Below are 16,582 nucleotides of genomic sequence, written 5' to 3' on the forward strand. Positions count from 1 at the left end.
TGCGGCAGCCGGCACGTGAGTGATAGTACGTATTCGCAGCCCTGCGGGCCCGAACGAAAGCAGATTGGAAGCATCGCTGCCTACGATCCGCGCCAGCCGGCACAGCCGTCGGCGCTATCAAAAGGAGACCCGCATGCCCGCCTGCCCTTCGTCCACCCTGCGCACGCGGAGGTGTTCCGCATGAACAATCGCAATTTCATCCGGGGCATCTTCCTGATGGCCATCGCCGCACTCTTCGGCGGCGTGGCGACCAACTACAGCATCGGCTCCTTCAGCCGCTCCGGCCCCGGGCTGTTCCCGATCATGGTGAGCTCCTTCCTGTTCCTGATCGGGCTGATCACCGCAGTGCGGTCGTTCTTCGTCGAACGGCTGCCGGTGGACTACAACGTCAAGAACATCGCCATCATCCTGACGAGCCTGGTCGGCTTCGCCGTCATCTCGGAGCACGTCAACATGATCCTGGCCATCGTGTTCATGGTGTTCGTGTCCACGTTCGCCGGCACCTCGTATTCCGTGGTGCGCAACATCAAGATCTCGATCGGCCTGGTGGCCGTCGCTTTCGCCTTCAAGAACCTTCTCGGCCTGAACCTGCCGCTCTACTGATGGAAGTCTTTCACAACCTCGCGTTCGGGTTCGAGCATGCGCTCACGCTGCAGAACCTGCTCTATTGCGCCCTGGGCTGCACCGTCGGCACGCTCATCGGCCTGTTGCCGGGCCTCGGGCCGCTTTCCACGATCAGCCTGCTGCTGCCGCTGACCTATTCGATCCCCACCGGCGGCGCACTCATCATGCTTGCCGGCATCTACTACGGCGCGCAATACGGCGACAGCGTGAGCGCAATCACGATGAAGATCCCGCATGCGAGCAGCATCGTGGCCTGTATCGACGGCTACCAGATGACGCTCAAGGGCAAGACCGGCCTGGCGCTGTTCACGGCCGGGCTGTCGAGCTTCATCGGCGGCACCGTCGCCATCGTGGTGCTGTCGACGATGGCACCGGCGCTCGGCGAAGTCGGCTTCCTGTTCGGCCCGGCCGACTACTGCGCGCTGATGCTGCTGGGCTTCTTCTGCGTGAGCTTCGTGAGCGCAGGCAGCCTGCTCAACGGCCTGGCCATGGCCATGGTCGGCGTGCTGCTCGGCGTGGTGGGCACCGACGTGAACAGCGGCGTGGCGCGCTACACGATGGACCTGCCCTTCCTGCAGGACGGCATCGGCCTCATCAGCATCGCGCTGGGCTGCTTCGGCATTGCGGAAGTGGTGAAGAACCTGGACAACAAGAACGTGCTCACGCCGTTCAACGGCAAGATCAAGCTCATGCCGACCTGGCCCGAGTTCAAGCGCATCTGGCCCAGCGCGCTGCGCGGCAGCGTGATCGGCTCCGTGCTGGGCATCCTGCCCGGCGGTGGCCCCACCATCGCCCAGTTCGCAGCCTATGCGGCCGACAAGAAGTTCAGCAAGTACAAGCACGAGATCGGCACCGGCTGCATCGAGGGTGTCGCCGGACAGGCAGCGGCCGACGAGGCTGCCGCGCGCACCAGCTTCATCCCGCTGATGGCCATCGGCATCCCCGAGAACGCCGTCATGGCGTTGATGATGGCCGCCTTCGTCGTCAAGGGCATCCAGCCCGGCCCGAACATGATCGGCACACACCCCGACCTGTTCTGGGGTCTGGTGGCCAGCATGTGGATCGGCAACTGCTTCCTGCTGGTGCTGAATGTGCCGCTGGTGCGTTACTGGCTGTCGGTCTTCAAGATCCCGTACACCGTGCTGTTCCCTGCGATCATGTTCTTCTGCTGCGTCGGTACCTTCAGCATCAACAACAGTCTGGACGACATCTACACCACGGCGGTCTTCGGCCTGATCGGCTACCTCTTCCTGCGCCTGGACATGGAGGCGGCACCGCTCATGCTCGGCTTCATCCTCGGGCCGATGCTCGAGGAAAATTTCCGCCGCGCAATGCTGCTGAGCCGCGGTGACTTCAGCGTCTTCGTGACGCGGCCGATCAGCGGCACGCTGTTGACCGTGATTGCCATCGTCGTCATCTGGCAGACGGTCGCGTTCTTCCGTGCCGTGCGCAACAAGAAAACGGTGGCTCCTGTCGCCCCAGAGGAAGCGCAACAGGCAGTAGGCTGAGAACAGGTCGCCTGGCGGGTCGGCGGATGTCGACCCGCTTGAAGTGCACTGCATTGTCAGATGGAGAGCCCGCCACCCAGACATCCAATATTTCTCTGCGCATTTCCGTGACTTCCTGCTCGCCGAGCCGAGCCGAGCGCTGTCGCACGCACCAGATCGCGTGCCAGACTGTGCTTTCAGGGAGGCAAAACGATGCGTATGGATGTCAACGCACGCGCGCTGCGCGTGGAAGGCGCGGCACTGCCGCAATGGCAAGGGCAGCCTGCACTGCTGCCTGTCCGATTGGAGGGACGCGAAGGCGTCAACAGGCTGTTCGAGTACCGCCTGCTCCTGAAAACCCCCGACAGCCGAAGTTTCAGCCCGTTTCTTGCGGCCAACTTCAAACTCAACGAGTTCGTCGGCCGAGAGCTCACGGTTCACATCGAACTCGAGGGCAGCGGCACCTATGTCGTGGGCGCGGTCGGGTCCGAGACGGGCTCCCTCGGTGCCGGAACGCGCGAGATCACCGGTCTCGTCGACAGCGCCCGTTTCGTCAAGATAGCCGGGCGGCACGCTTTCTACGAATTTGTTCTGCGCCCATGGCTGCACCTCGCGACCCGCACCTCCGATTGCAAGATCTTCCACAACAAGACGGTGGTCGAGATCCTGGACGAGGTCCTCGCGGACTATTCGTTTCCTGCCGAGAAGCGATTTGGCACGCAGTACCCGGAGCGCGAGACCCAGACGCAACTCAACGAGACCGATGCCGACTTCCTGATGCGCCTTTGCCAGGAATGGGGCATCAACTTTCACTTCGAGCACAGCGAGGGCAAGCATCGCCTCGTACTCAGCGACAACAACGGTGCGTTTGTGGAAAGCCCGAGCGAAGCGTATCGGGAGCTGCGATTCCATGACGGTCGCAACCAGATCGACGAAGAGTTCGTCACCGAGTTCACCGTCACCGACACGCTCACCAGCGGGAGCTACGAGAGCCGGGATTTCGACTACACCCGCCCCCGAGCGCTCCTGGCCGCGCGCGTGCGCTCGCCGCGGGACACGGGCCAGTCCGGGCAGGACATCTTTCGCTGGCGTGCGGACGACGGCAGCGACTACAGCCAGCCCAATGCCGGCCGACTGGCCGATGCCAACCAGACCGAGTCGCAGGGCGAACTGCTCGCGCACCTGCGCATGGAGGCGATGCGCCAACATGGCCTGCGCGCGCAAGGCGCAGGCGAGTTGCGCGGCCTTTTGCCGGGCCACACCTTCCGGCTGAAGGGGCACCCGCAGGAGCTGGCCAACGGCGACTATGTCGCCATCGACACGGAACTGCTGATCGAGGATGTCGCGGCGGTCTCACAAATGACCTCATCGGCGGCACCCACTGCACAGGGCGCGCAGGGCGATGGGGCGGCAGCCCAGCAATGGCGTGTCCAGCTGCGATTCGAAGCCCAACCCGCGCGCCAGCCGTTGCGGCCCGAGTTCAGTATTCCCAAGCCGCGCCAGCACAGCCCGGAGACCGCACTGGTGGTCGGGGCCAGCGATTCGCAAGGTGTCCCGAACAACATCTACACCGACGAATTCGGTCGCGTCAAGATCCAGTTCCACTGGGACCGCTATGGCGAAAAGGACCATCGCAGCTCGTGCTGGGTGCGCGTGTCCAGCGAGTGGGCAGGCAACCAGGCGGGCGCCATGCACCTGCCGCGGGTCGGCCAGGAGGTCATCGTCAGTTTTCTCGGCGGTGACCCGGACTTGCCGATGGTCACAGGGCGGGTCTTCAACCAGCACAACCTGCCGCCGTGGGAGCTGCCCGGCCAACAGGCGCTCAGCGGCTTTCGCTCGCGCGAATTGAAACCCGGTGGCGGCAACAGCGCTGCCGGGCGCAGCAACCACCTGATCTTCGATGACACATCTGGCAGCATCCAGGCACAGCTCAAGAGCGACCACCAGCACAGCCAACTCTCGCTCGGCGACATCAGCCGCATCGAGAACAACGCGGGTCGTCAGGAACCACGGGGCGAAGGCTTCGAGCTTCGCTCCGACGGACATGGTGCCGTGCGAGCCAAGGCGGGCATGCTGCTCACGACGGAAGCGCGCGAACGGGCGCGCAACCACACGACCGACATGGGCGAGACCGTCCATCGACTGGAACGCGCACACGATCACCACGAGACGCTGGCAGCACTTGCGCGGCATCACCATGCGCAGGAAGACAACACCGACCAGGCCGAAGTCGCCGGCCAGTTGAACGCCCAGAACCAGACCATCAAGGGCACGGCCGGCGCGGACAGTGCCAGCACTGGCTTCCCGGAACTGGCCGCGCCCCATCTGGTGCTTGCCAGCGCGGCAGGCATCGGCGCCACGGCGGCCGGCACGCTTCAGCTTGCCGCGGGTCAGCATATTGCCGCGACCAGCGCAGGGCACACCAGCTTGAGCAGCGCCAAGAGCCTGCTCGGAAGCGCGATGGATGCGATACGCCTTTTTGCCCAGAACCTGGGCATCCGCATCGTTGCAGCCAAGGGCCCGGTGCAGGTGCAGGCGCAGGACGACAACATCGAGCTGATCGCCCAGAAGGGGGTCGAAGTCACCAGCACCACCGACTGGACCCGGATCAAGGCCGAAAAGGGAATCTCCCTCGAAGTCGAGGGCACGCGGTTCGAAATCACGAGGAAAGGTGTCCAGATCTGGACCACCGGCGTGAGTCATGTGTGGGCGGGTGACCACCAGACCTTCGGGCCCAAGTCCGCGGCGCCGCTGCTGCCTGAACTGCCTCGCAGCGTGTGCATTCCCTGCATGCTGAAAGCCGCCAAGGCCGGCAGCGCCATCACCCGCTTCTGAGGCACCTCCATCATGAAAAACTTTGTCCTGGTCGACGGTGCCATGGCTTACGGCACGGTCAGCACGCGGCAGGTCTTCAAGGCGCCCGACGCCGAGTGGCTGGCCGCGCTCATGCCGCACGAAGCGCAGAGGCTTGCCGGGCCGCTGCTGCTGGACACCGAGCGCATCAACAGCCTGCCGGCTTGGGTGTCTGAGGCGCACCGGGTCGTCGCGGCCTTTCCCTTGCGACTTCATATGTCGGTGATCGACTCCGAACTTGGGCTGAAGGAACTGGCCGAGCATCTGCGTCGTTTCATCCATTTCAGCGACGACCAAGGTGAGACCTACGGACTGCGCATCGCGGACTGCCGCGTGCTGGCCTACCTGCCCCAGGTATTGAGCGCGGATCAATGGGATGCCTTGACCGCCCCCATCCAGCGCTGGAGCATCCACGACCGGACGGGAAAGCAGGTGCAGTTGTCACTTGACGAAACGCGGCATGCGCGCCAGACGCCCTCGTCGATATGGCACCTGAACGCCGACCAGATTGAACGGCTGATCGATGCCGGAGAAGCCGACGCACTGCTGGCGTTGCTCGGCAAGTCGCCCGAGGCCACCCCACCTGCTGACATTCAACGGTATTTCGCCCTGGCCAGCCAGTGCGTCGAACACTGGCGAGCCGGCGGCGGCAAGGATCGCGGCCAACTCCTCGAACTGGGCCGGCGCGCCTTCGCCAACCAGAGGGCCAAGCGATGAAGCATGAGCCGATGCGGATGGGGTCGGTCGGTGCCGACGGCCTTGACGGAGACCGCTGATATGCGCGACGAACACAACCGCAGCGTGATCCGGCTGGCCGACACCACCGACCACGGCGGCACCGTGAAGACGGCCTTCGAGGGCCTGCGCGTCCACGACAGGCCGGTCGCCGGCGAGGGCTGCCTCGTCTGGTGCCCGCGCTGCAAGGGCGACTTTGCCATCCTGCCTTCGAGTTCCGGGCGAAGGCACCACGGCCGGACCATCGCCTACGAGGGCGACCTGACGGCGTGCGGAGCCCGCCTCATCGCGTCCTTTGTCGGCTGAACCGAGACACAGCGAGCCACCCAGGGAGGTCCACCCATGAACCGATTCAAAACGATAGCCAGTCTCAGGCGCCGATTGCAACACTGGGCCGTCCGGCTGCTTGGCGCCCTTTCCATGGCAGCACTGCTGAGCGCCTGCGCGCTTCACGGCAACGACCTGGTACCCGACCAGGACAAGGTGGGGGTGCCCGTGACCGCCATCGGGCACTACGGCGCAATGATCGGCATCCCCGAATACTCCATCGATGGCTTCCACGGCGGCAACAACAGCGGCTGGGGTGGTGGCGGCAGCATCGCTTGTTGCGTCCTGCTGCCGCGCACCGTCACCAAGCCGGTCATCGTCACGGTCAAGTGGGAGACCTGTGACATCAGCCATATCAAGTACGTCAACCACCGCAAGGTGGACCCGGACGCCCGTTGCACCATAGAGGAACACGAAGCCACCGTGCCCATTCACTTTGCGGTTCCTCCGGGGGACAGTTCCGGTCTGTACGTGCACTTTCTACCGGGTCACAAGGTCGAGGTGTGGGTGTCATGGCCAGGTCCCGGCAGCACTCTTTATCCCGGTCCCAAGTTCCCGTTTGGACCCGCGCCACCCTATGCGCCGCTGCCCGACGAGAAGCCGGCACTGCCGACTGACAACAGCACCAAGAAATAACAAGCAACCCAGGGAGTCCTAACAGTGAGCGATTTCAAGACCATCACCGACCTCAGGCGCCGATTGCAACACTGGGCAGTCCGGCTGCTTGGAGTCCTATCGATAGCAGCGCTGCAGAGCGCCTGCGCGCTTCACGGCAACGACCTAGTGCCCGACCAGGACAAGGTGGGAGTGCCCGTGACCGCCATCGGGCACTACGGCGCAATGATCGGCATCCCCGAGTACTCCATCAACGGCTTCCACGGCGGCAACAACAGCGGCTGGGGCGGCGGTGGCAGTACAGCATGCTGCGTCCTGCTGCCGCGCACCGTCACCAAGCCGGTCATCGTCACGGTCAAGTGGGAGACCTGCGATATCAGCCATATCCAGTACGTCAACCATCGCAAGGTGGACCCGGACGCCCGTTGCACCCTAGAGGGACACGAAGCCACCGTGCCCATTCACTTTGCGGTGCAGCCGGGGGAAGGTGCCGGCTTAAAGGTTCACTTCCTGCCCGGTCACAAAGTGGAGGTTTGGTATACGCGGCAGGGGCCTACCAGCGCTGAGTACCCGGGCCCCAAGTTTCCATTTGGCCCCGCGCCACCCTATGCGCCGCTGCCCGACGAGAAGCCGGCACTGCCGACTGACAACAGCACCAAGAAATAACAAGCAACCCAGGGAGTCCTAACAATGAGCGATTTCAAGACCATCATCGACCTCAGGCACCGATTGCAGCACTGGGCTGTCCGTCTGCTTGGCGCCCTTTCCGTGGCAGCACTGCTGAGCGCCTGCGCGCTTCATGGCAACGACCTGGTGCCCGACCAGGACAAGGTGGGAGTGACCGTCTCAGCCGTCGGCCACTACGGCGCAATGATCGGCATCCCCGAATACTCCATCAACGGTTTCCACGGCGGCAACAACAGCGGCTGGGGGGGTGGCGGAAAGACCAGTTGCTGCGTCCTGCTGGCGCGCACCGTCACCAAGCCGGTCATCGTCACGGTCAAGTGGGAGACCTGCGATATCAGCCATATCCAGTACGTCAACCACCGCAAGGTGGACCCGGACGCCCGTTGCATCGTAGAGGAACACGAAGCCACCGTGCCCATTCACTTTGCGGTGCAACCGGGGGAAGGGGGATGTGGCTTGTTCGCTCACTTCTTGCCAGGTCATAAGGTCGAGCTCTGGTATGCGAGTCCATGCCCCGAATCACCGCGGTACCCCGGCCCCAAATTCCCCTTTGGACCCGCACCGCCGTATGCGCCGCTGCCCGACGAGAAGCCGGCACTGCCGACTGACAACAGCACCAAGAAATAACAAGCAACCCAGGGAGTCCTAACAATGAGCGATTTCAAGACCATCATCGAACCCGCTGCCGTCGTCTGCCCGAAACCATTGCCCATCTCGCGCGCACACGAGTGCGAGTTCGCCCTCAACATCGGCCTGTTCTTCGACGGTACCGACAACAACAAAAACACCGAGGCGACCAAGCTCACCAACACCAATATCGTGCGGCTTTGGGAGGCCTACAAGGACAACGACGACGAGGGGTTCTACGCGAACTATGTCTCTGGCGTCGGAACGCCCTTCACCGAAATCGGCGAAAAGACTTTCCCCGCCATGGGGTCACCCTTCGGTGCCGGTGGCGAGGCTCGGATCGTTTATGGGTTGCTGCAGGTCATCAACTCGGTACATCGGTTTGTGAACGGCAGCTTGCGCTTTGAGGGACCCGTCCTCGCCGCCCTCTGCTCCGACACCCGCGTGCCCGCCGACTCCGCCAGCGCCACCCCCCAGCGCCTGACCGCACCCCAGAAAATCCTCGCCGACCTGGGTCTTTCTCAAGGGCTGGTCGGCGCGCCGCCCGAGCGCCGCCAGTTCATCACCGGCATTGCCGCAGAGCTGCGCCAGCAGCTCCTGGCGCGTGCCACCCGGCCGCGCGTCTCGGCCATCTACCTGGACGTGTTCGGCTTTAGCCGTGGCGCCGCCCAGGCACGCGTCTTCACCAGCTGGCTGCACCAGCTCATGCTCAGTCACGGCGAGCTCTTCGGCGTGCCCAGCTATGTGCGCATGCTCGGGGTCTTCGACACCGTCTCTTCCATCGGCCTGACCGATGCGATCGGCAGCCACGGCCACGGCGCCTGGGCCACGGCGCAGGATCTGCGCATTCATCCGGAGGTGAAGAACTGTGTGCACTACCTCGGGCTGCACGAGCTGCGCACCAACTTCCCCAGCGACAGCGTCGGTGGGCTGGAAGGTGTACTGCCGCCCAATTGCCAGGAGCACTTCTGCCCCGGTGTGCACAGCGACGTGGGTGGCGGCTACGACGCGGGCGAACAGGGAAAGGGTGGCATCGAGCGCCTGATCGACCCGCGCGTGACCCTGAGCATGGGCGGCGGCTTGCGCTTCGAGCCCGACGACAGCCGCAAGCTCTCGCAGTGGTCGCTCAATGCCATGCATGCGGCGGCCTTGGAGACCTGCAAATCGCACGAGGCAATTCCCTGGATCGAGTTCAATTCAGAGGCGGGTGATAAAGCCCGACTCTCCGAACGCTTCGCCATGGCCAGCGACCGAACGGGCACGCCCTTCGTGCGCACGGCGGTCGAGCGCTACTTCCAGCGCTGCGGCGTGGCATCGGGCCTCAACGCGCGCGATGCGCTGCGCGAGCACGGCCTGCGCTACCTGGCCTGGCGCTACCAGGTGAACCGGCAGAACGGCTTCGAGAAGCTCCCCAGCGTGAGGCGCGCTCGCACGCGCGGGGGGCCGGGCCTGGACTACTACCTTCGAGGCGAGAAGCTCTTCGGCGAGCAGGTTCGCATGCTCTCCACGCGCGCACCGCTGCTGGACTTCATGAGCGAGAAGGACACCCGCAACGGCTTCAGCGCGCACGCGCCCGAGATTTTCGAGCGCATGAAGACGCTGCGGCTCGAAAGTGATATCGGCACCTTCTTCGACGAATGGGTGCACGACTCCTATGCCGGGTTCATCGGCAAGTTTGTCAATCATGGCGGCAACCTCATGCACCTCGCGTCCGAAGGGCAACGCTACGTGCGCTGGCGCGGCTTGTACTGCGGCTCCGACGAGCAGCTCAATGCGCTGCGCCGGGCCGGGGACGAGGACCGCCGCGTGGCCTAGGCAGGTCGGTGGATCAGGCGTCGAGCTGCGCCAGCCGCTGCATCTTTCGCTCGCTCATGCGCTTGGCCACCCGTGGCAGCACCAGCACGCACAGCACCACGATCACCAGGGCAATCGACATCGGGCGCTGGAAGAACACCAGCGCACTGCCCTCGCCGATCGACATGGCGTTGCGCAGCTGCGCTTCGGCCAGCGGGCCGAGGATCATGCCGACCACCACGGGTGCGGTCGGGAAGTCGAAACGACGCATCACCACGCCCAGCACGCCGATGGCGTACAGCAGGAACAGGTCGAAGGCGCTCTGGCGCATGCCGTAGGCACCCACCGTCGCGAAGATCAGGATGCCGGCGTAGAGCTGGGGCTTGGGGATCTTCAGCAGCTTGACCCACAGGCCGACCATCGGCAGGTTCAGCACCAGCAGCATCACGTTGCCGATGTAGAGCGAGGCGATCAGCGCCCAGACCAGCGCGGCCGAGGTGGTGAAAAGCTGCGGGCCGGGCTGGATGCCGTAGTTCTGGAACGCGCCCAGCAGGATGGCCGTGGTGTTGCTGGTGGGGATGCCCAGCGTCAGCAGCGGGATCAGCGCGGCGGTGACCGTGGCGTTGTTGGCGGCCTCCGGGCCGGCCACGCCTTCGATGGCGCCGGTGGTGCCGAACTCGGCCTTGGCATCCTTGTCCTTGGCGAGCTTCTTTTCCATCGCATAGCTCAGGAAGGTCGGGATTTCGGTGCCGCCGGCCGGAATGCAGCCGAAGGGCGTGCCGATCGCGGTGCCGCGCAGCCAGGCCGGAATGGATCGCTTCCAGTCGCGCTTTGTCATGTGCACGCGGCTGAGCTTGTTCTGGCCTTCGACGACTTTGCCTTCGTACAGCACGGCGTAGAGCACTTCGGCCACGGCGAACAGGCCCACGGCCACCAGCACGATCTCGATACCGTCCAGCATTTCCGGGATGCCACCGGTGTAGCGCCCCTGTCCGGAGATCTGGTCGAGGCCGACGCAGCCCGCAGCCAGCCCGACGAACAAGGCCGTCATGCCGCGCAGCGTGCTCTTGCCGAGCACGGCGCTCACCGTGGTGAAGGCCAGCAGCATCAGCAGGAAGTACTCGGGCGGGCCGAGCTTGACCGCGAACTCGGCCACGAACGGCGCGAACAGCGTGACGATGACCGTTGCGATGGTGCCGGCGACGAAGGAGCCGATGGCCGCAGTGGCCAGCGCCGCCCCGGCCCGCCCGCTCTTGGCCATCTTGTTGCCTTCCATCGCCGTGACCATGCTGGCCGTCTCGCCGGGCGTGTTCAGCAGGATGGAGGTGGTCGAGCCGCCGTACATGGCGCCGTAGTAGATGCCCGAGAAGAAGATCATCGAGGCCGTGACGTCGACCTTGGCGGTGATGGGCAGCAGCATGGCCACGGCCACGGCCGGGCCGATGCCCGGCAGCACGCCGACGGCGGTGCCGAGCGCGCAGCCAACCAGGCACCAGAGCAGGTTGACAGGGGTGATGGCCGCGCCGAAGCCGACCATGAGTGCGTTGAAGATGTCCATGTCAGAACCACCCTGTGGAAGTCAGGCCCGGCAGGTTGATGGCCAGGAATTGGGTGAAGGTCCAGAACACGGGCGCCGAAATCAGCAGCCCGGTCACGATGTCGATGAGCCAGGTGCGCGGCGCGCCCGACGGCTGGCCGGTCGCGCGGCGCAGGCCCTGCACGGCCATCACGTAGCACAGTGTGCAGCTCAGGATGAAGCCCAGCGAGGTGATGACGGCCGCGTTGATCAGCAAACCGGCCGACACCCAGACGAAGCCCGGCCAGTAGGCGCGGTCGGCGCCGGTCGGAGGATCGAGTTCGCGGAAGCCGCCGCTGCGCGCCTCCCACAGGATGAAGACGCCGCAGATCATCAGCACGATGGCTGTGAGCCAGGGCAGGAAATTGGGGCCGACACCGCCGTAGCCGGCGTCGGACGAAATGTCGAGGGCGCCATACGCCAGGCCCAGGCCCGTCAGCAGCACGCCGACGCCAACGAGGGTCTGCGGCCAGACCGCCGCGGCCTTTGCGTCCGCCTCGTCAGGAGAGATAGAACTTGTTGTTGTCATCGTTTGATTCCAGGGAAGACGGACACGGTGGCCCTTGCGAAAACACCGCGGCGCCGGCACGCCGGACCCACGGTGGTCTTGCTTTCGAAAGCTCTCGCAGCGCAGGGCCCGATCAGATCATTCCGGACTTGGCCATCGTGGCGCGCAGCGACGCGAACTCGTCCTCGACGAACTTGTCGAAGGCCGGGCCGGTCAGCACGGCGGGGGTCCAGTCGTTCTTCTTCACGGCGTCGGCCCAGCTCGGGCTCTTGAGCGCCGCGAGCACCATGTCGGTCAGCGCCTTGCGCTGGTCTGCGCTGATGCCGGGCGCGCCGTACACGCCGCGCCAGTTGCCGATTTCCACGTCGATGCCCTGCTCCTTGAGCGTCGGCACGTCGACGCCGGGCAGGCGCTGGGCCGAGGTCACCGCGATGGCGCGCATCTTGCCCGCGGCAATGTACTCGGCGAACTCGCTGTAGCCGCTGCCGCCGATGCTCACGTTGCCGCCCAGGATGGCCGCCGTGGCTTCACCGCCGCCACGGAAGGCCACGTAGTTGATCTTCGATGGGTCGGCGCCCACCTTCTGCGCGATCATGGCCGCGGCAATGTGCTCGGTGGCACCGCGCGAACCGCCGCCCCACTTCACACTGCCCGGGTCCTTCTTGAGCTGATCGACCACGTCCTTCATCGTCTTGAAGGGCGAGTTGGTGGGCAGCACGAACACGTTGTATTCGCTGGTGATGCGGGCGATCGGCGTGGCCGATTCGAGCTTGACCGGTGGCTTGCCGGTGATGATGCCGCCCAGCATGACCGCGCCCATGACCATCAGCGCGTTCGGGTCGCCCTTGGAGCCGTTGACGAACTGGGCCAGGCCCAGCGCACCGGCAGCGCCGCCCTTGTTGTCGTAGGTGACCGTGTCGGCGACCTTCGCGTCGACGAGGGCCTTGCCCAGCGCGCGGCCGGTGGTGTCCCAACCGCCGCCCGGGTTGGCGGGTACCATCATCTTGACGTTGGCGGCGGCCCAGGCCGAAAGCGGCAGGGCACCGGTGGCGGCGAGTGCGGCCAGGGACTTCAGGAAGGTATCGCGACGCATGGGTTGTCTCCTATTACCAAGGTAAGCTGATCGGAAGCTGAACGCCGCTATGATGCGCCGCCTCGCTGTCAGTTGGCTGTCCTGCACACTGGGGTAAACACCGAACCCTGATTCATGAAGCTGCTGCTTGTCGAAGACGACCCCACCATGCAGACCACGCTGCAGCGCACGCTCGGGCGCCGGCGCATCGACGTGCGCGTGTGCGGCGACGGCGCCCTGGCGCTGGCGCAGTGGCGTGCCATCGAGCCCGACGTGGTGGCGCTCGACCTGAGCCTGCCGAACCTCGACGGCCTGCAGGTACTGGCCCAGGCCCGCGCCGCCGGCCTGCGCACACCGGTGCTGCTGCTGACCGCGCGCGGCACGGTGGGCGACCGCATCGTCGGGCTGAATGCCGGTGCCGACGACTACCTGCCCAAGCCCTTCGACCTCGACGAGCTGGAAGCGCGCATCCGTGCGCTTCGCCGGCGCCACCAGCCCATCGATGGCGAGCCACCGCCCGGCCCCAAGGACGTCGGCGGATTGCGCTATGCGGTCGACAGCGGCGCCATCTATCACCGCGCCGACGTGCTCGACCTCACGCCACGCGAGTTGGCGCTCCTCAAGGCGCTGATGACCAAACCGGGCCATGCGGTGAGCAAGGAACGGCTTTTCGAACTGGTGTTCCCGGGCGAGACCGACGTCCAGTACGAGGCGGTCGAAGTGGTGGTGTACCGGCTGCGCAAGAAACTCGCCGGCACCGGCGCCTCGCTGATGACGTTGCGCGGGCTCGGCTACCTGCTGCGAGAAGACGCTGCATGACGCTGAAGGCTGCGGGCCTGTTGGGCCTGGGGGCAGGCGCTTCGCTGCGCACGCGGTTGCTGCTGGGCATCCTGGCGCCAGTGGCGCTTTTCATCGTGATCAACAGCGTGAGCCTGTACCGGCAGAGCCTGGCTGCAGCCACCACCGCCTACGACCGCACCCTGCTCGCCTCGGCCAAGACCATCGGCGAGCAGCTCGACGTGGAGGGCTACGACGACGCGGCGCGATTGCGCGCCGTGGTGCCCTACTCCGCGCTCGAAGCCTTCGAGGCCGACAACAAAAGTCGCATGTTCTACCGCGTGTCCGCGCAGAGCGGCGACATGGTCTCGGGCTACGCCGAGCTGCCGTTCTGGCGCGGCAGGCTGCCCAACCGGCCGCCCTACGCAGCGCTGGTCGATTTCTATGACGCGGAGTTTCGCGGCCAGCCGGTGCGCATGACCGTGCTGCTCCAGCCGGTGGCCAGCTCCCGGGGGCGCGGCATGGCGGTGGTGCAGGTGGCCGAAACGCTGGAGCTGCGGGAGACGCTGGCGCGTCAGTTGCTGATCGACATGCTCTGGCGCCAGCTCGTGCTACTGGCCGTGATCGCGGGCGTCACCACGCTGGTGGTGCAACGCGCCACACGGCCGGTGCGCGCACTGGGCGAGGCGATCGAGGCGCGCGCGCCCGACGACCTGTCGCCCATCGACGCGCCCGACGCGCCGCGCGAGTTGCGCCCGCTCATCGACGCCACCACCCGTGTCATGGGCCGCCTGCAGGGCCTGCTCGATCACCAGAAGCGCTTCGTGCGCGACAGCGCGCACCAATTGCGCACGCCACTGGCCGTGCTCAAGGCGCAAGTACAGTCGGCGCGCCGCGGCGACGTGCCGCCTGACCAGGCGCTGCGAGAGATCGACGACACGGTCCAGCGCGCGACGCTGCTGGCCAACCAGATGCTGTCGCTCGCCAAGGTCGAGCAACTGCGCCAACAACCCGAGTCGCAGGTGCTCGACTTCGGCAGCATCGTGCGCGAGATCGCTCTCGACATTTCCCCGCTGATCGCCGACAAGGCGCTCGACTTCGAGCTCGACGCCACGCCAACACACGTGAATGCCCACCAGTGGATGCTGCAGGAACTCGCTCGCAACCTGCTGCACAACGCCATCAAGCACAGCCCGCCGGGCGGCGCACTGCTCGTCGAGGTGCGGGTGGACGATGGCATGGCGCAATTGCGCCTGAGCGATGAAGGCCCCGGCATCTCGTCGTCGCTGCGCCAACGGCTGTTCGCGCCCTTCGCCGCGGGAGACACACGCAGCGGCTCCGGGCTGGGACTGGCGATCTGCCGCGAAATCGTGCGTGCGCTCGGTGGCAGCATCTCGCTGGACAATCGGGTCTCGGCAGGCCGCGTCACCGGGCTCGACGCAACGGTGCGGCTGCCACTCGAACAAGGATGACGATGGATCGTTTGCGCATCGACAAGTGGCTGTGGGCCGCACGCTTCTACAAGACCCGATCGCTGGCGGCCGAGGAAATCGGCAAGAACCGGGTGCAGGTCAATGGCGACATCGCCAAGGCCTCGCGCGAGGTCAAGGCGGGTGACACCGTGGCCCTGCGCCATGGCGTGGTGCTTCGCACGGTGGTGGTGCGCGGTGTAAGCGGCCAGCGCGGTCCGGCGCCCGTGGCCCAGCAGCTCTACGAGGAAACGCCCGACAGCATCGCCGCGCAACAGGCCGCAAGGGAGCTGCGCAAGATGGGCAGCGAGCCGGCACTGAGCATCGACACCGGCCGGCCGACCAAGCGCAACCGGCGCGATCTCGATGCGGCAAGGCGCGGCACGTCGGGCGGTACAGGCGCAGGCACAGGCGAATGGGACAACCGATGGAGCGCGTCCGTCGACGCGGACGAACGCTGATTCGCAGCTCACAGGGTGTTGCGCCCGCAGGGCGTCGCGGTTGAATCCGACAACCGCCTGGAGCAGGCAGCACTACGGTAGAAAGCTACCATTCGTGAGCCTAACTAATTCGTGAGCCTACCCATCATGTCCAGCTTCAAGAAGTACCGCGTCGGCGACAAGTTCAAGCTGGACCGTTGCAACCCCGCCGCCACGCCCTTTCTCGAAGGCACCGAAGCGCAGCAGGCCCGCCAACTCGACGCCCTGGCCATCGAGCTCGACAAACTGCAGAACCTGCTGCACGCCGCAGGCCAGCGCAAGGTGCTGCTGGTATTGCAGGGCATGGACACCAGCGGCAAGGACGGCACGATACGCTGGGTGTTCTCCCGGACCTCACCGCTGGGCGTGCGGGTCGCCGCCTTCAAGGCGCCTACCGAAGAAGAACGCGCCCGCGACTTCCTCTGGCGCTGCCATGCCGTGGTGCCCCGCGCGGGCGAGTTGACCGTCTGGAACCGCAGCCACTACGAAGACGTGCTGGTCCCGGTGGTCGAGGGGTGGATCGACAAGGCCCAGACCCGGCGCCGCTACGCGCAGATCAACGACTTCGAGCGCCTGCTGACAGAGACAGGCACGGTCATCGTCAAATGCATGCTCCACATCAGCCCAGAGGTACAGCGTCAACGGTTGCAGGAGCGCGTCGACACACCGGGCAAGCAATGGAAATTCAGCATGGGCGATCTGGACGTCCGTAAGAAATGGGTTCCCTACCAGGCAGCCTACGAGAAGGCGCTGCGTGCAACCTCCACCCGCGACGCCCCGTGGTACGTCATTCCGGCAGACAGCAAGATGCATCGCAATCTCATGATCGCCCGCCTGCTCGTCAAGACACTGGACAGGATGGATTTGCGCGTGCCGCCATCCGACCCGGCACTGGAAGCGCTGGTCGTGACTTGATCGGCTAAAGAGATCGGCATGCAGTCGTTGCTGAGCG

Annotated in this window: 16 protein-coding genes; 13 read left to right on the forward strand and 3 right to left on the reverse strand. The window is 65.5% G+C overall.

Annotated features, from left to right (window positions below; genetic code table 11):
* Nucleotides 1-180: 180 nt before the first annotated feature.
* The 9 genes from J2W36_RS23710 to J2W36_RS23750 all read left to right on the forward strand — a co-directional run bounded on the left by J2W36_RS23710 (nucleotide 181) and on the right by J2W36_RS23750 (nucleotide 9,770).
* Complete coding sequence (locus tag J2W36_RS23710; protein ID WP_307692241.1) at nucleotides 181-603, forward strand: tripartite tricarboxylate transporter TctB family protein; 423 nt, start codon at nucleotides 181-183, stop codon at nucleotides 601-603.
* Complete coding sequence (locus J2W36_RS23715; RefSeq protein WP_307692242.1) at nucleotides 603-2,132, forward strand: tripartite tricarboxylate transporter permease; 1,530 nt, start codon at nucleotides 603-605, stop codon at nucleotides 2,130-2,132. The genes J2W36_RS23710 and J2W36_RS23715 overlap by 1 nt, the downstream gene beginning before the upstream one ends.
* Nucleotides 2,133-2,324: 192 nt before the next feature.
* Nucleotides 2,325-4,946 (forward strand): type VI secretion system Vgr family protein, encoded by a 2,622-nt coding sequence (locus tag J2W36_RS23720; protein WP_307692243.1) that lies wholly within the window; start codon nucleotides 2,325-2,327, stop codon nucleotides 4,944-4,946.
* 12 nt (nucleotides 4,947-4,958) lie between these two features.
* Nucleotides 4,959-5,681: a DUF4123 domain-containing protein gene (locus J2W36_RS23725; protein WP_307692244.1), complete on the forward strand. Its 723-nt coding sequence runs from the start codon at nucleotides 4,959-4,961 to the stop codon at nucleotides 5,679-5,681.
* Nucleotides 5,682-5,741: 60 nt separating this feature from the next.
* The gene (locus J2W36_RS23730; RefSeq protein WP_307692245.1) at nucleotides 5,742-6,005 is read left to right on the forward strand and encodes a PAAR domain-containing protein; all 264 of its coding nucleotides are present in this window, start codon (nucleotides 5,742-5,744) and stop codon (nucleotides 6,003-6,005) included.
* 36 nt (nucleotides 6,006-6,041) lie between these two features.
* Nucleotides 6,042-6,662: a DUF3304 domain-containing protein gene (locus J2W36_RS23735; RefSeq protein ID WP_307692246.1), complete on the forward strand. Its 621-nt coding sequence runs from the start codon at nucleotides 6,042-6,044 to the stop codon at nucleotides 6,660-6,662.
* 24 nt (nucleotides 6,663-6,686) lie between these two features.
* Nucleotides 6,687-7,307 carry a DUF3304 domain-containing protein gene (locus J2W36_RS23740; protein WP_307692247.1) on the forward strand — a complete coding sequence of 207 codons (621 nt, stop codon included), beginning with the start codon at nucleotides 6,687-6,689 and terminating at the stop codon, nucleotides 7,305-7,307.
* Nucleotides 7,308-7,331: 24 nt separating this feature from the next.
* A complete protein-coding gene (locus tag J2W36_RS23745; RefSeq protein ID WP_307692248.1) occupies nucleotides 7,332-7,955 on the forward strand; it encodes a DUF3304 domain-containing protein in 624 nt (207 codons plus the stop codon).
* Nucleotides 7,956-7,979: 24 nt separating this feature from the next.
* Nucleotides 7,980-9,770: a T6SS phospholipase effector Tle1-like catalytic domain-containing protein gene (locus J2W36_RS23750; RefSeq protein WP_307692249.1), complete on the forward strand. Its 1,791-nt coding sequence runs from the start codon at nucleotides 7,980-7,982 to the stop codon at nucleotides 9,768-9,770.
* Between the two features lie 13 nt (nucleotides 9,771-9,783).
* Here the strand turns inward: J2W36_RS23750 and J2W36_RS23755 are convergent, their stop codons facing one another.
* The 3 genes from J2W36_RS23755 to J2W36_RS23765 form a co-directional block, all read right to left on the reverse strand.
* Complete coding sequence (locus J2W36_RS23755) at nucleotides 9,784-11,307, reverse strand: tripartite tricarboxylate transporter permease (protein WP_307692250.1); 1,524 nt, start codon at nucleotides 11,305-11,307, stop codon at nucleotides 9,784-9,786.
* A gap of 1 nt (nucleotide 11,308) precedes the next feature.
* Nucleotides 11,309-11,854, reverse strand: coding sequence for a tripartite tricarboxylate transporter TctB family protein (locus J2W36_RS23760; protein WP_307692251.1), 546 nt, complete (start codon nucleotides 11,852-11,854; stop codon nucleotides 11,309-11,311).
* A 112-nt stretch (nucleotides 11,855-11,966) separates the two neighbouring features.
* Entirely contained in the window at nucleotides 11,967-12,926 is a 960-nt protein-coding gene (locus J2W36_RS23765) for a Bug family tripartite tricarboxylate transporter substrate binding protein (protein ID WP_307692252.1), read from the reverse strand.
* A gap of 114 nt (nucleotides 12,927-13,040) precedes the next feature.
* Between J2W36_RS23765 and J2W36_RS23770 the strand changes: the two genes are divergently transcribed.
* The 4 genes from J2W36_RS23770 (at nucleotide 13,041) to J2W36_RS23785 (ending at nucleotide 16,545) form a co-directional block, all read left to right on the forward strand.
* Nucleotides 13,041-13,724, forward strand: a complete 684-nt coding sequence (locus J2W36_RS23770; protein ID WP_307692253.1) for a response regulator transcription factor — start codon at nucleotides 13,041-13,043, stop codon at nucleotides 13,722-13,724.
* Nucleotides 13,721-15,154 (forward strand): sensor histidine kinase, encoded by a 1,434-nt coding sequence (locus tag J2W36_RS23775; RefSeq protein WP_307692254.1) that lies wholly within the window; start codon nucleotides 13,721-13,723, stop codon nucleotides 15,152-15,154. Before J2W36_RS23770 ends, J2W36_RS23775 begins: the two co-directional genes overlap by 4 nt.
* Nucleotides 15,155-15,156: 2 nt before the next feature.
* Complete coding sequence (locus J2W36_RS23780) at nucleotides 15,157-15,612, forward strand: RNA-binding S4 domain-containing protein (RefSeq protein WP_307692255.1); 456 nt, start codon at nucleotides 15,157-15,159, stop codon at nucleotides 15,610-15,612.
* Between the two features lie 126 nt (nucleotides 15,613-15,738).
* Nucleotides 15,739-16,545 carry a PPK2 family polyphosphate kinase gene (locus tag J2W36_RS23785; RefSeq protein ID WP_307692331.1) on the forward strand — a complete coding sequence of 269 codons (807 nt, stop codon included), beginning with the start codon at nucleotides 15,739-15,741 and terminating at the stop codon, nucleotides 16,543-16,545.
* Nucleotides 16,546-16,582 lie beyond the last annotated feature (37 nt).

This window comes from Variovorax ginsengisoli, assembly GCF_030811835.1.
Classification (GTDB): domain Bacteria; phylum Pseudomonadota; class Gammaproteobacteria; order Burkholderiales; family Burkholderiaceae_C; genus Variovorax; species Variovorax ginsengisoli_C.